The organism is Hymenobacter sp. (assembly GCF_031398885.1).
Lineage (GTDB): Bacteria > Bacteroidota > Bacteroidia > Cytophagales > Hymenobacteraceae > Hymenobacter.
Genome location: NZ_JANNOD010000117.1, coordinates 26,451 through 39,786 on the forward strand (window position 1 = coordinate 26,451; position 13,336 = coordinate 39,786).

The following is a 13,336-nucleotide window of genomic DNA, read 5'->3' on the forward strand; positions in this document are numbered from 1 at the left end:
AATTACGGTTGATTGAGGTAACCTAAAACCGCAGCCTGAAATTTCTTATGATTTTTCTCGAGTAAGATAGCGTGACCGCCATCCGGTAAGGCAATGTATGCCTTATAAGTTGTTCCGAGCTTGGCAAAAAACTCAAGAGTTTCCGCTTCATTCGCAAGAAAGTCTTTTTCCGGGTGAATAATTAACGTTGGCACTTTAAGAAGCTCCGGTTTTAGAATAGGGAACTTGGTAATCTGGTCAACTACGACACCATTCGGGGATTTCGGGTCTGCTGCTAATACCTCCTTGACATATTTTTCAACGACATCAGGTTCATATTGTCCGGCAATGAAATCTGAGCGTGCAGCAGCTTCATTGTTAATCCTGTACTGCTCTGTTGGCATTGGTGCTGACCTGCTGCTAGGCCGGCCCTTCCAACCCATTGCATAAAGTATTATTTTACTAACTTTCTCCGGGTGATTCATCGTATAAAGCCCCGTTATTTGCGCACCCCAAGACCAGCCGAGAATAGAAATTTTACCAACGCCTTTCTGACCTGAAATGTAGTCAACCGCTGCCCCAATATCGTTAGCTGCTGATTCAGTGTCCGACCAATCTTTGTCCGTCTTCTCCGACTTGCCGTAACCATGTATGTCAATCGACCAAACATCATAACCGTTACGGGCCAGAAAATCCATCAACGAATAATCGCGGATTTGCAAATCAAAATCCGGCCTGCCAGACCATGTTTTGCCATGAACGAGCAATACAATTTTGCCACTTTGCTCAAATGTTTTTTCGAAATCCTTATGATATTTTTCCCACAAGTATATTTTCAGTCCATTACTCCTCGTGTAATGTTCTTTTCCGATGATGTCTTTATTTATTTTCGATTCCTGTAGTGTTTGAGCAAACAATATTTTTTGCCGGCTGGGTTTATGCTGCTGTGCAACATCACCTTCACGATACTCTTTAGAAATTTTCGTGCAGAATGTATTGTGTTTAAGCAGTGGGACCGAACTATTAAAACCGAATTCACCTGCTATTATCCTAATGCTTTCATCCCGTCTTTCTACATAAAATCGGTCAACAGCAATGAACGGAGTAATCAGAAAACCTGTCGCTGCTAAACAGGTTTTTATTGATGCATTACGTTTCATGATGATTGTTTAGAAGTGAATACGGTTAGACCGCTTATACAGCAGGTACGTCGAGGCATGTCGCACAGTACCGTGATACCCACTACTTCGGGGCGAAGCAGTAGCGGGCACCCAACTAAGCTACCGTTGGTAGGATTTGCGCTACAAAATACTGCGCAATGCGGATTTAGTACGCCGTTGCTTACGCCAACTGGTTGCAGCCGCGCACGTCGGAGTTGTCCATGCGGCCCAGCACCTCGAAGGAGCCGTCGGAGTACATGCGCGCCAGGTCCTTGGTTTCGATGAATGCACACGAATCTACGTTGGCCAGGTCGACGACGTTGATAGCGCCATCGGGCCGATTGTTGCCTACCGAGAACGGGTCCGAGGGGTCGCGCAGTAGCACCCGCAGCGGCGCGGGGCAGCGGAAGCGCCCGTCGCCGAGGGAGTAAGCCTGGCTGAGCAATTCCGTCATGCCGTATTCAGAGTGAATGCCAGCGGGGCCAAAGGCCAATTGTAATTCCTGGTGCAGCTCCTCGCGAATCATCTCGCGGCGGCGGCCTTTCATGCCGCCGGTTTCGAGGACCGTGAGGCCTTGCAGTTCCGGGGCGGGGCCGGTTTCGGCGGCAAAATCCAGCAGCGCGTAACTCACGCCAATGAGCATGACGCGGCGGCCGGGCACTTGCCTGGCCGTGGCCAGGGCGGTGCGCAGGGCGGCGTGGTCGTGCAGGAAAAACGCCGGCTGCTGCTGACCAGCCTGCCGGGCAAAATAGGCCACCATGGCCACCAGCGACGACTGCCCCTGCTCCAGGTACGAGGGCAGCAGGGCCAGGAACGTCCAGTCCGTGAGCGGGCCGTAGCTCAGCTCGAAGATGCGCGCGGCGTTGGCGCGGTACAGGTCAGGGTCGCGCACCAAGTGGCGGCTGCGCTGCTGCAGCGTGGTGCCGCTGCTGAGAAAAGTCTCCCGCGGCACCCATTCCGCGGGGGCGGTGCATACGGCGCGGGTCTTAAAAAACTCGATGGGCAGAAAGGGAACTTCCACTAAGCAGTCCACGGCGGCCGGGCGGCGGCCCAATTGGGCAAGGTACTCGGCGTAGGGGGGGCAGTGCGCGGCCTGGTACCGGAAAAGCGCCAGCGCGGCGGCCTCAAACGTGGCCGCTGTCACGCGGGGCAGGCTTTGCAGAAACTCAGAACGGAAACTCATGGCCGGGTCGCGGGGTTAAGGACCCATGCCGAACCAACAAGGGCGGCAGTTCGTTGGGAAAAATGTACTTTGGGGCCGCTTCGGCCGTTGTGCTTTCGTCTTGCCACTTCCTGTATTTAATATGAACCTGTTTCGTACCCTGAGCGGCGCCGCGGTTTTGTGCCTGACCAGCGCGGGCCTCAACAGCTGCATCAACGCGCCCGACTACGCCGAAGAGCCCACCATCACCTTCAAAGAAGTGAGGGTGACGCACGTGCCGGCCGGCATTGAAATCGCCACCGACACCCTTGAGTTTGTGCTGGACTACCGCGACGGCGACGGCGACCTGGGCCTCGACCCCGACGACCTCCTGAATCCGCCTTTCTTCCAGGAATCCGGCGCGCCCCGCAACCGGAACAGCTATAATTACTTCATCCAGCCGCTGGCCCGTAACCTTGCCGGCGTTTTTGTGCCTTACCTCATCCCGGGCACCCGCTTAGGAGATTACGATGGCAGGTTTCCGCGGCTGGTGGAAGCCACCGATACCAAGGCGGCCCCCATTCGGGGCACGATGCGCTACAAGCTGCCCCTTTCCCTGGATGGCGTCAGCTATTTCGAGGGCCAGGTCCTGAAATTTGAAATCAGCATCCTGGACCGAAAGCTGCACGAGAGCAACAAAATCACCACCTCGGAAGTGAGGCTGGGCTTGTAGGACCAGCCCCACTTCTGCTTTAGTAAATTTCAGGGAACCGCTCGGGCGCGGCCTCGGCCATCAGCTCGTACACGGTGTCGAACACGTCCTCGGCGTTGGGCTTGCTGAAGTAGTCGCCGTCGGAGCTGTAGGCCGGGCGGTGGGGCTGGGCGGCCAGGCAGCGCGGCTGCGCGTCGAGGAAGCGGTAGGCCTGCTGCTCGTCCAGCACGTGCTGGAGCATGAAGGCCGTGGCGCCGCCGGGCACGTCCTCGTCGGCAAACACCACGCGGCTGGTTTTCCGCAGGCTGTCGGCGATGCGGTGCTCCAGGTCGAAGGGCAGCAGCGTCTGCACGTCGATGACTTCCACCGAGATGCCCACTTCGGCGAGTTGCTTGGCGGCTTCGAGCACCACCCGGCACATCGAGCCGTAGGTCACCACGGTCACGTCGGTGCCGGCCTGCAGCACTTCCGGGCGGCCCAGGGGCAGGGTGAACTCGCCCACATTAGTTGGAATTCGTTCTTTCAAGCGGTAGCCGTTGAGGCACTCCACCACCAGGGCCGGCTCGTCGCTGCGCAAAAGGGTGTTGTAGAAGCCGGCGGCCTGCACCATGTTGCGGGGCACGCACACGTGCATGCCCCGCAGGCTGCTCAGCACCAGGCCCATGGGCGAGCCGGAGTGCCACACGCCCTCCAGCCGGTGCCCGCGGGTGCGCACGATGAGCGGAGCCTTCTGGCCGCCCTTGGTACGGTACTGGAGGCAAGCCAGGTCGTCGCTCAGAATCTGCACCGCGTAGAGCAGGTAGTCCAGGTACTGAATTTCGGTAATGGGGCGCAGGCCGCGCAGCGCGGCCCCGATGCCCTGCCCCACGATGGTGCACTCGCGGATGCCCGTATCGGTCACGCGCAGCTCACTAAACTTGTCCTGCAAGCCCGCAAAGGCCTGGTTCACGTCGCCGATGCGGCCCACGTCCTCGCCAATGGCGAAGATGGTGGGGTCGCGCTGGAAGTTGGCGTCGAAGCAGGCCTGCAGCACCTCGCGGCCGTCCACCACGCCGGCATCGGGCGCAAACGTGGCCGGCACTTCTTCAATGTTGCCCACGGCGTACTCGCTCTGGCTGAACAGGTGGGAATTGTAGCGGTCGGCGTTTTCGGCCAGCAACTGCTCCAGGTGGCGCTGCACGGCGCGGCGGCCGGCGCTGCGCTTCTCGTGGCGCACATGGCGCAGCACCCGACGCATGGTCCGCACGGTGTCGGCCCGGATGGGCGTGGGGTTCGCCTTGAGCTGCTCAACCAGCTCGTGCAGCGTGTTCTCGGTACCGGTGTCGGCCACTAGCTTGTCGAGCAGCCCCACGGCCTCGTCGCGCTCCGCTTTGATGGGGTCGAAGAAGGCCGCCCAGGCGGCAGTGCGCGCGGCCTTGATGGTGGCGGCGGCGGCTTTTTCGATGTCGTCCAGCTCCAGCTCCGTGGCGTGGCCCTCGGCCAGCAACCACTCGCGCAGCTTGTGCAGGCAGTCGTGGGCTTCTTCCCAGCCCAGGCGGTCCTTGCTCTTATAGCGCTCGTGCGAGCCGCTGGTGCTGTGGCCCTGGGGCTGGGTAAGCTCCGTGACGTGGATGAGCACGGGCACGTGCTGCTCGCGGCACACGGCCGCGGCGCGCTGGTAGGTGTCCACCAGCGCGGCGTAGTCCCAGCCGCGCACCACGTAAATCTCAAAGCCCGACTGGCCCTCGCCATCGCGCTGCAGGCCGGTGAGGATATCGGAAATGCTTTGCTTGGTGGTCTGGTACTCGGCCGGCACCGAGATGCCGTAATGGTCGTCCCACACGCTCACCAGCAGGGGCACCTGCAGCACGCCGGCCGCGTTGAGCGCCTCGAAGAACATGCCCTCCGAGGTGCTGGCGTTGCCAATCGTGCCGAAGGCCACCTCGTTGCCGTTGTTCGACAGCTGCGAGTACTGGTGCAACTCAGGGTTTTGGCGAAACAGCTTGGAGGCGTAGGCCAGGCCCAGCAGGCGCGGCATCTGGGAGGCCGTGGGCGAGACGTCGGCCGAGGAGTTTTTGGTGAGCGTGAGGTCGGTGAGCAGGCCGTCCTCGTCGAGCATGCGGGTGGCGAAGTGGCCGTTCATGGCGCGGCCGGCGGTGGCGGGCTCGGCTTCCACGTCGGGGTTGGCGTAGAGCTGGGCGAAGTACTGCTCCCAGGTAATCTGGCCGATGGCCGCCATAAACGTCTGGTCGCGGTAGTAGCCGGAGCGGAAGTCGCCGTTCTGAAAGGCGCGGGCCATGGCCAACTGAGGCACTTCCTTGCCGTCGCCAAAAATGCCAAACTTGGCCTTGCCCATGAACACCTCTTTGCGGCCGGCGAGGGAGGCGTGGCGGCTTTCCCAAGCCAGGCGGTAATCGTCAAGTAGGTCGACCTTGGTGAGGGACGCGGCTAGCGAGGGCCTGGCGGTTTCGGCGGTGGGCATGTCGTGATGATGGAGCGGTGGGAATGAACGGGGAGGGCGAGGCGGCCGGGGCCGCGGGGCAAAAATACGGAATCGGGGCCGGGCCGGGGCGCGGGGGGTTTGGGCGTATATTTGGCTGGTAAAGAATTGACTTGTCGGACGCAGCCGGCGCCAAGGGCCAGCCCTTCTGCTTTTTCATTTCATTGTTAAAACGAAATTCCGCGGCGCCCGCCCGCACCAGCATTTGGTTTAATCTTACTTCTCCTTCATGAAACACCTCCTCACCCTCTGCTTGTTCGCACTTGCCTGCACGGCCCAGGCCCAGGCCGTGATGCAGTTCGAAACCGACAGCCACGACTTTGGCAACGTGCCCGAGGGCACGATGGCCACCCACGAGTTCCGGTTCAAGAACACCGGCAACCAGCCCGTGGTCATCGCCAACGTGCAGGCCAGCTGCGGCTGCACCACCCCGGACTGGACCAAAACGCCGGTGCTGCCCGGCAAGTCCGGCATCATCAAGGCCATGTACAGCAGCGCCGGCCGCCCTGGCGTATTCAACAAGACGGTGACCGTCACCAGCAACGCCGCAGAGCCCAGCAAGGTGCTCACCATCAAAGGCGCGGTGCTCACCAAAGCCGAAATCAAGCCCACCCTCACGGCGGCGCAGCTGGCCAAGTCGCCGCACCTGGTACTCGACAAAACCAGCTACGACTTCGGCAAGATGGAAGCCGGCCAGCAGCCGGTGGCCCGCTTCACGGTGAAAAACACCGGCAAGTCGGCGCTGGTGCTCGGCGCCCTTGCGGCCGGCTGCTACTGCGTGGGCTACAAGACGCCCCCCGCCCCCATTGCGCCCGGCCAAAGTGCCGTCATCGAGCTGCTCTACAGCCAGCGCCAGCTCGGCCAGGTGAGCGACGCGGTGACCATCAGCTCCAACGACGTGAGCGGCGACGCCAAAATCGCGCTCAAAGCCACCATCGTGCGCGACCTCGTCGGCAACAGCATGGTGAAGGAAAGCGGCACGGCGGTGCCGTTTAAGTAGCACCCTCCGAGCTGCGGATGCAACCTGTTTTTGGGGTCTGTTGAAAAAATTTATTGCCGAAGTGCGCAACCATTTAGCCCGGGTATTTATCAAAGTTCCAGTCCCGGTGGACGGCCTTTCATTAACCTGCGTTATCGTAGCCGATTGAGTAATGCTCCTGACTGGCGCAAATATTTGGCCGGCTAGGGGAGTACGAAGAGCCATCCGAAAAATAAATTGAACGTCATGCTGAGCTTGTCGAAGCATCTCTACCGCTCCGTTGAATGGCTCATATGAAGCGGGCGAGATGCTTCGACAAGCTCAGCATGACGTTCTTTTCTCATCGCGCTTATTTCTTCGGATAGGCTTTGAGAACCTGAAGCTGGGGATTGGATGAATTACAAACCACTAAGCTGCTTGTCATGAGAAATCGGGTTATTACACTGCTATGCTTGGGAATTACTTTGTTACTCGGAGGCTGCCGGGAGAAGTGCGAAGACCCGGCGCCCGATTTAATCCGCAAACGCTGGATGGTGCAGCAGGTAGACGGTGCGGCAATCATGCTTTCCAGTTATTCACATGATTACAATTCTTTTATTGAATTTAGCGCGCAGGGCAACAAGGTGTTAGGCCTGGCCGCATGCAGCTCCATCAAGGGCAAGTTTACGCTTGGGGCGGGTAGCCAGCAAATAAGCTTTACCCAACTGACGTCGACTCCGGGCAATTGCTCCGATTTAAATTTTGCCAGAAATTACCTGGCCGCGCTACCCCAAACCAAGCGTTACCAAATTCAGGGGAGCCAGTTGCTACTTTACGACGATGACAACTTGGCTGCAAAACCACGGCTGGTTTTCGAGGCGGCGAAGTAGCTGAGTCCTTGGCATAACCAGTTTCTTCTCGCTTGCGAGAAGTTTTTTTGATGCTTGGCCAAAGGCCTTACCAAACTGGTAAGGCCTTTTTTCGGCCAACTAGTAATTAATGGACTGTCCCCCGAGCGCAGCAATATCCGTCACATGCACACCCCAGCTTCCCCCGCTCCAGACGATTCCGAGCCTTACCGGGCACCCGCCCAAACGCGCATCGGCCACGTGCATTTGCAGGTCACGGACCTGGACAAAGCCCTGGCGTTCTACCACGGCATTTTGGGCTTCCAGATTGTGCGGCGGTTTGGCAACCAGGTGGCCTTTATTTCGGCCGGCGGCTACCACCACCACATCGGGCTCAACACCTGGAACAGCCTGGGCGGCCCACCCGCCCGCAAGCAGGGCGCGGGGCTTTTTCACACCGCCATTCTCTACGCCACGCGGGCCGAACTGGCCGGCGCGCTCCGGCAGCTGGCGGCGGCCAATTACCCCCTCACCGGCTCGGCCGACCACGGCGTGTCGGAGGCCGTGTACCTCGACGACCCCGACGGCAACGGCGTGGAGCTGTACTGGGACCGGCCCCGGGAGCAATGGCCCCTGGCCCCCGACGGCAGCGTGCAGATGTACACCCGCGCCCTGGACCTGGCCGGGCTGCTGGCCGAAAAGTAGCCGCCCCGGCCGCGCCACAAGGGAACCGGCCGCCCTATCTTTGCGTCTCGCATTCTCAACTCCTGGTTTAACCCCTTCCCACCCCTCCGCACATGATAATCGGCGTTCCCAAGGAAATCAAAAACAACGAAAACCGCGTGGGCCTCACGCCCGCCGGCGTTGCCGAATTGCGCAAGCACGGCCACGCGCTGCTGGTGCAAAGCACGGCCGGCGAAGGCAGCGGCTTCAGCGACGAGGAATACCAGACGGCCGGCGCTACGCTGCTCGCCACCATCGCCGAGGTGTACGAGCAGGCCGAGATGATTATCAAGGTGAAGGAGCCGATTGCCGAAGAATATTCCCTCATCAAGGAGAGCCAACTGCTGTTTACTTACTTTCACTTTGCCAGCGGCGAGGAGCTGACCCACGCCATGATAGCGCGCAAGGCCGTGTGCCTGGCCTACGAGACGGTGGAGCTGCCCAACCGCGCCCTGCCCCTGCTCATTCCGATGAGCGAAGTGGCCGGCCGCATGGCCCCGCAGGAAGGCGCCAAGTACCTGGAGAAACCCCTGAAAGGCCGCGGCATTCTGCTGGGCGGCGTGCCCGGCGTGAAGCCCGCGCACGTGCTGGTGCTGGGCGCCGGCATTGTGGGCACGCAGGCCGCCAAGGTGGCCGCCGGCCTCGGCGCGCAGGTCACCATTATGGACATCAACTTAAACCGGCTGCGCGAGCTTGACGACTTCATGCCGAAAAATGTGGTGACGCAGTACTCGAACGAGTACAACATCCGCGAAGCCATCAAAACCGCCGACCTGATTGTGGGCGCCGTGCTGATTCCCGGCGCCAAGGCCCCGCACCTCATCACGCGCGACATGCTCAAGACCATGCGCCCCGGCACGGTGGTCGTGGACGTGGCCGTGGACCAGGGCGGCTGCATCGAAACCTGCCACCCCACCACCCACGAAAACCCGACCTTCATCATCGACGACGTGGTGCACTACTGCGTGGCCAACATGCCCGGCGCGGTGCCCTACACCAGCACCCTGGCCCTGACCAACGCCACCCTGCCCTACGCCGTGAAGCTGGCCAACCTGGGCTGGCAGGAGGCTTGCCGCCGCGACGAGGCCCTGCGCCTCGGCCTGAACGTGGTGCACGGCGAGGTCGTCTACAAAGGCGTGGCCGACGCCTGGGGCCTGCCACTGGTGAACGTGGAAACCGTGCTGGAGCTGGCCGTGGTTTGAATTAAAAATTGAGAGTTAAAAATTAAAAAAGCCTTCTCGACAATACGTCGGGAGGGCTTTTTAATGATTTCAGATTCCTCAATTTTTAATTTTTAATTCTCAATTTTTAATTGATGTTTCCTTCCCCTGCCATTCGCCTGCTGCTGCGCCGCCTGGCGCTGCTGATGGCCGTGTACACGCTGCTGCGGCTGGGCTTTTACCTGCTCAATTTTGGGACTTTCAAGAGCATCAACGCCGGCGCGGTGCTGCTGGCGTTTGGGCACGGGCTGCGGTTCGACGCCTCGGCCTTGCTGTGGCTGAACCTGCCGCTGGTGGCGCTCTCGCTGCTGGTGCCGGTGGGGGCGCGGGTTGGGCAGCAGGTCCTGCGGGGCTTATTCGTGTTACTGAACCTCCTGGGTTTTTTGCTCAACGTCATCGACTGGGAGTACTTCAAGTTCATTGGCCGCCGGCTGAGCAACGAGTGGAGCACCATCGGCGACGACCTGCAGCGGCAGGCCGGGCAAATCGGCAAGCACTACTGGTACCTGGCGCTGCCGCTGGCGGCCCTGGTGTACCTGCTGTGGCGGCTGTGCCCCATGCCCAGGGCCGCAGCGGGGCGGGTAGCGGCCCCGGCGAGCGGGCGGCAGTGGCTGCTGCGCGGCCTGGAGTTCTGCGTAGTTGTGGGCTTGGTGGTGCTGGGGCTGCGCGGCGGCTGGCAGCTCAAGCCGCTGCGAGCCGGCGCAGCTTTCGACCAACAGCCCGCCGTGCTGGGCCACCTGGCCCTGAACAGCACCTTCACGGTGCTGAAGTCGTTCGACGAAGTTCCGGTCGAACGCAAGGCTTACTTCCCGGAAGCCCGCGCCCTGCGCCCGGTCTTCGGGGCAGCGGCGCTGCCATACCGGCCGGCCCCCGCCCCGCCCAGCAACGTGGTGCTGCTGCTGCTGGAAAGCTTCAGCTCCGAGTACACCGGCGTGGAAAACGGTGGCCAGGGCGGCTACACGCCTTTTTTCGACTCGCTGGCCACCGCGCCGGGGTCCCTGCTGATGCGCGAGAACTACGCCAACGGCCGGCGCTCCATCGAGGCGCTGCCGGCGGTGCTCGCGGGCCTTCCCTCCCTCATGGACGAGCCCTACATCACGTCCAGTTTCCAGACGGCGGAGCTGCACGGGCTGGGCGAAATGCTGGGCCACCACGGCTACCACACGGCCATGTACCACGCCGGCATCAACGGCACCATGGGCTTCGACACCTTCGCCGGCCTTGCCGGCGTGCAGCGCTACTCCGGGCTGAGCCAGTACCCCGGCGGTGCCGGCAGCCCCGATTTCGACGGGCACTGGGGCATTTTTGACGAGCCGTATTTGCAGTTTTGCAACCGCGAGCTGGCCGCCATGAAGCAGCCTTTCTTCGCCACGGTCTTCACCCTCAGCTCCCACGAGCCGTTCACGGTGCCCGCGCAGTACCAGGGCAAATTTCCGGCCGGTACCCAGCCCATTCACCCCACCATTGCTTACGCCGACCTGGCCCTGCGGCAGTTTTTTCGGGCGGCCCGCCAGGCGCCGTGGTACCGAAACACGTTGTTTATCCTAACTGCCGACCACACCTCCCAAACGGACCAGCCGACGTACCAAAACCCGCTCGGCTACCACAAAACGCCGCTGCTCCTGTTCCGCCCCGGCCCGCCGCTACCCGCCGCCAATCCGCACCGCATCACCCAGCAGGCCGACGTGCCCGCCTCGGTGCTCGACGTGCTGGGGCTGCGGCAGGAGCAAAAGCTGCTGCTGCCCTTCGGTTCGTCGGTGTTCGACACGGCCCGCGCCAGCCGCGCCGTGTTCCGCGACGGCGAGTCGTATTTCCTCGTGCATTCTGATTTCGTTACCGAGCTGAAAAACAACAACATCGTGCGGCTCTACCCCTACCAAACCCACTTCATCCCGAACGAGCCGCTGGCCAACCCCGACCCGGCGCTGGTGCGCAAATACGGGGACGAGCTTCGGGCATGCGTGCAGTTCTACACCAACGGGCTGCTGGATAATCGGCTGTACAAGTAGCCGTTGCATTCGCAGTTCAGAACCGGCAAAGCCATCGAAAGCCACGTTACTCGGAATGGTAATAACGGAGGGATAAATGCTAATAATAGCCAATAAGGCACTATTCCTCCCGCTGCGCTCGTTGGTGGCAATTCAAAGTCTCTCCTAATGGTTGGAGCCGACAAATTTTCTTACCAAACCCATTCGCTATGAAAAAGCAACACATCCTGCCCGTCCTCCTGCTGCTTGCCTCGGCCAGCTATTCGGCCCGTGCTCAAACCAGCACCAGCACCACCAAGGAAACGACGGTTACGCCGGCCCCGACCACCTACCCGGCAACGCCCCCCGCCCCCGCATCGGCGACTCCCGCACCGACCACCCCGGCCCCTGCGTCAACCACCACCACGGAGTCGACCACGACCACGACTGACCCCGCAGCTACGACGGTGCCCGCCCCCGCCGAGCAGTCCATGCCCGCCGATACGAAGCTGAAGGAAAAGCGCAACAAGGCCAAAGCAAAACCCCAGAAATAAAGCCTGAAGCGCTTAGTCGCTGTTGTAGAGCCCGGCCGCACCCAGTTGCGGCCGGGCTTTTTTTCTCTACGGCCCAAATAGCCGCCCAATCCCCGGCTTCGGGCGTCGCGCTACCGCTGCAACGCCGCCGCAAACGCCGGAATCTCGGCCAGCCGCTCGTTGGTTCGGGTGGCGAAATCGACGCGCCAGCAGTAGTGCACCAGCCCGTTGGTGAGCAGCAGCAGCGGGGCGCCGATGGTGAGGTTGTAGGTGGTAGCCTGGCGGGCCACGGCCGCGTCGATGGCCACGGTGGGCGCCTTACATTCCACCAGCAGCAGGGGCTGGCCGGCCGGGTCCAGGGCCAGCAGGTCGGTGCGCTTCCGGCGCTGGTTGTAGCGCAGGCCGCGCTCCAGGGCCAGCAGGCCGCGCGGGTAGCCGAGGTGCGTAATCAGGTAGTGCACCACGTGCTGGCGCACCCATTCCTCGGGCGTGAGCACCACGTGCCGGCGCCGCAGCCCGTCCCAGATGAGGGGCTGGTTCGTGGCTGATTGCGTAAGTTTGGCCTCGAAAGGCGGCAGGTCCAGCACTTGCATCACCTCCAAAGGTACCTTTTCCAATGAGTGAATGAGCGGATGGGTGAATGGGTGAATGAGCATAGCCGCTCCTTTTGCCTTGTTCACCCATTCGCTCATTCACCCATTCACCCATTGTTCCCACCCATGAAGACCAAAGAGGAAATTGTCAACAACTGGCTGCCGCGCTACACCGGCGTGCCATTGAGCGACTTCGGGCAGTACATTCTGCTCACCAACTTCAGCAACTACATCCACATGTTTGCCGAGCAGTTCGGCGTTGAGGTGCGGGGCCTCGACAAGCCCATGCAGACGGCCACGGCGGGCGGCATCACCATCATCAACTTCGGCATGGGCTCGCCGATGGCCGCCACGGTCATGGACCTGCTCTCGGCCGTGAAGCCCAAGGCGGCGCTGTTTCTGGGCAAGTGCGGCGGGCTGAAGAAGACCAAGCTCGGCGACCTCGTGCTGCCCATCGCCGCCATCCGCGGCGACGGTACTTCCGACGACTACCTGCCCAAGGAGATTCCGGCCCTGCCCTCCTTCCGCCTGCAGCGCGCCGTGAGCAGCATGATTAAGAAGCACGAGCTGGACTACTACACCGGCACCGTGTACACGACCAACCGCCGGGTGTGGGAGCACGACCAGGAGTTCAAGGACTACCTGCGCCGGGTGCGCGCCCTGGCCGTGGACATGGAAACGGCCACCATCTTCGTGGTGGGCTTCATGAACGACATCCCGCACGGCGCCCTACTGCTGGTGAGCGACAACCCGATGACGCCCGAGGGCGTGAAAACCTCGGAGTCGGACTCCAAGGTGACGACCGACTTCGTGCGCCAGCACCTGCAAATCGGCATCGAGTCGCTGCTGGAATTGAAGAACTCGGGCGAGTCGGTGAAGCACATGCGGTTTGAGTAGGGTGGCTTGCCGTGTGGCCTCTTGAACGTCATGCTTATCTGGCGTCCGCTTGCCGAAGCATCTCTACTGCAATACTAATTCTGATTAGCTGCGCGGTAGAGATGCTTCGGCAAGCGGACGCCAGAT

At 61.2% G+C, this 13,336-nt stretch carries 12 protein-coding genes; 8 read left to right on the forward strand and 4 right to left on the reverse strand.

The features are described from left to right. Window positions 1-2 precede the first annotated feature (2 nt). Complete coding sequence (locus RMO51_RS21160) at window positions 3-1,139, reverse strand: alpha/beta fold hydrolase (RefSeq protein WP_310397977.1); 1,137 nt, start codon at window positions 1,137-1,139, stop codon at window positions 3-5. Window positions 1,140-1,320: 181 nt separating this feature from the next. Further along, on the reverse strand, window positions 1,321-2,322 hold the full coding sequence (locus RMO51_RS21165; protein ID WP_310397978.1) for an acyl transferase: 1,002 nt from the start codon (window positions 2,320-2,322) through the stop codon (window positions 1,321-1,323). Window positions 2,323-2,443: 121 nt separating this feature from the next. Here RMO51_RS21165 and RMO51_RS21170 point away from each other — a divergent pair, with 121 nt between their 5' ends. After that, complete coding sequence (locus RMO51_RS21170) at window positions 2,444-3,013, forward strand: hypothetical protein (RefSeq protein WP_310397979.1); 570 nt, start codon at window positions 2,444-2,446, stop codon at window positions 3,011-3,013. A gap of 19 nt (window positions 3,014-3,032) precedes the next feature. On the opposite strand, the gene RMO51_RS21175 is transcribed toward RMO51_RS21170, so the two are convergent. Further along, window positions 3,033-5,453 carry a thiamine pyrophosphate-dependent enzyme gene (locus RMO51_RS21175; RefSeq protein ID WP_310397980.1) on the reverse strand — a complete coding sequence of 807 codons (2,421 nt, stop codon included), beginning with the start codon at window positions 5,451-5,453 and terminating at the stop codon, window positions 3,033-3,035. 247 nt (window positions 5,454-5,700) lie between these two features. Between RMO51_RS21175 and RMO51_RS21180 the strand changes: the two genes are divergently transcribed. The 6 genes from RMO51_RS21180 (at window position 5,701) to RMO51_RS21205 (ending at window position 11,741) form a co-directional block, all read left to right on the forward strand. Then, on the forward strand, window positions 5,701-6,471 hold the full coding sequence (locus RMO51_RS21180) for a DUF1573 domain-containing protein (protein WP_310397981.1): 771 nt from the start codon (window positions 5,701-5,703) through the stop codon (window positions 6,469-6,471). A gap of 431 nt (window positions 6,472-6,902) precedes the next feature. Further along, a complete protein-coding gene (locus RMO51_RS21185) occupies window positions 6,903-7,319 on the forward strand; it encodes an META domain-containing protein (protein ID WP_310397982.1) in 417 nt (138 codons plus the stop codon). A 144-nt stretch (window positions 7,320-7,463) separates the two neighbouring features. Next, window positions 7,464-7,982, forward strand: a complete 519-nt coding sequence (locus RMO51_RS21190; RefSeq protein WP_310397983.1) for a VOC family protein — start codon at window positions 7,464-7,466, stop codon at window positions 7,980-7,982. A gap of 92 nt (window positions 7,983-8,074) precedes the next feature. Then, the gene (gene ald, locus RMO51_RS21195; protein ID WP_310397984.1) at window positions 8,075-9,202 is read left to right on the forward strand and encodes an alanine dehydrogenase; all 1,128 of its coding nucleotides are present in this window, start codon (window positions 8,075-8,077) and stop codon (window positions 9,200-9,202) included. Window positions 9,203-9,315: 113 nt separating this feature from the next. Beyond that, window positions 9,316-11,229, forward strand: a complete 1,914-nt coding sequence (locus tag RMO51_RS21200) for an LTA synthase family protein (RefSeq protein ID WP_310397985.1) — start codon at window positions 9,316-9,318, stop codon at window positions 11,227-11,229. A 188-nt stretch (window positions 11,230-11,417) separates the two neighbouring features. Further along, complete coding sequence (locus RMO51_RS21205) at window positions 11,418-11,741, forward strand: hypothetical protein (RefSeq protein ID WP_310397986.1); 324 nt, start codon at window positions 11,418-11,420, stop codon at window positions 11,739-11,741. 110 nt (window positions 11,742-11,851) lie between these two features. Here the strand turns inward: RMO51_RS21205 and RMO51_RS21210 are convergent, their stop codons facing one another. Further along, a complete protein-coding gene (locus tag RMO51_RS21210) occupies window positions 11,852-12,337 on the reverse strand; it encodes a type I restriction enzyme HsdR N-terminal domain-containing protein (protein WP_310397987.1) in 486 nt (161 codons plus the stop codon). Window positions 12,338-12,439: 102 nt separating this feature from the next. Between RMO51_RS21210 and RMO51_RS21215 the strand changes: the two genes are divergently transcribed. Beyond that, window positions 12,440-13,210: an AMP nucleosidase gene (locus tag RMO51_RS21215; protein WP_310397988.1), complete on the forward strand. Its 771-nt coding sequence runs from the start codon at window positions 12,440-12,442 to the stop codon at window positions 13,208-13,210. Window positions 13,211-13,336 lie beyond the last annotated feature (126 nt).

Coding starts and splice junctions, on each gene's coding strand:
- RMO51_RS21190 (WP_310397983.1), top strand. CDS start 7,464: ATGCACACCCCAGCTTCCCCCGCTCCAGACGATTCCGAGCCTTACCGG.
- RMO51_RS21170 (WP_310397979.1), top strand. CDS start 2,444: ATGAACCTGTTTCGTACCCTGAGCGGCGCCGCGGTTTTGTGCCTGACC.
- RMO51_RS21200 (WP_310397985.1), top strand. CDS start 9,316: ATGTTTCCTTCCCCTGCCATTCGCCTGCTGCTGCGCCGCCTGGCGCTG.
- RMO51_RS21175 (WP_310397980.1), bottom strand. CDS start 5,453: ATGCCCACCGCCGAAACCGCCAGGCCCTCGCTAGCCGCGTCCCTCACC.
- RMO51_RS21160 (WP_310397977.1), bottom strand. CDS start 1,139: ATGAAACGTAATGCATCAATAAAAACCTGTTTAGCAGCGACAGGTTTT.
- RMO51_RS21215 (WP_310397988.1), top strand. CDS start 12,440: ATGAAGACCAAAGAGGAAATTGTCAACAACTGGCTGCCGCGCTACACC.
- ald (WP_310397984.1), top strand. CDS start 8,075: ATGATAATCGGCGTTCCCAAGGAAATCAAAAACAACGAAAACCGCGTG.
- RMO51_RS21180 (WP_310397981.1), top strand. CDS start 5,701: ATGAAACACCTCCTCACCCTCTGCTTGTTCGCACTTGCCTGCACGGCC.
- RMO51_RS21205 (WP_310397986.1), top strand. CDS start 11,418: ATGAAAAAGCAACACATCCTGCCCGTCCTCCTGCTGCTTGCCTCGGCC.
- RMO51_RS21165 (WP_310397978.1), bottom strand. CDS start 2,322: ATGAGTTTCCGTTCTGAGTTTCTGCAAAGCCTGCCCCGCGTGACAGCG.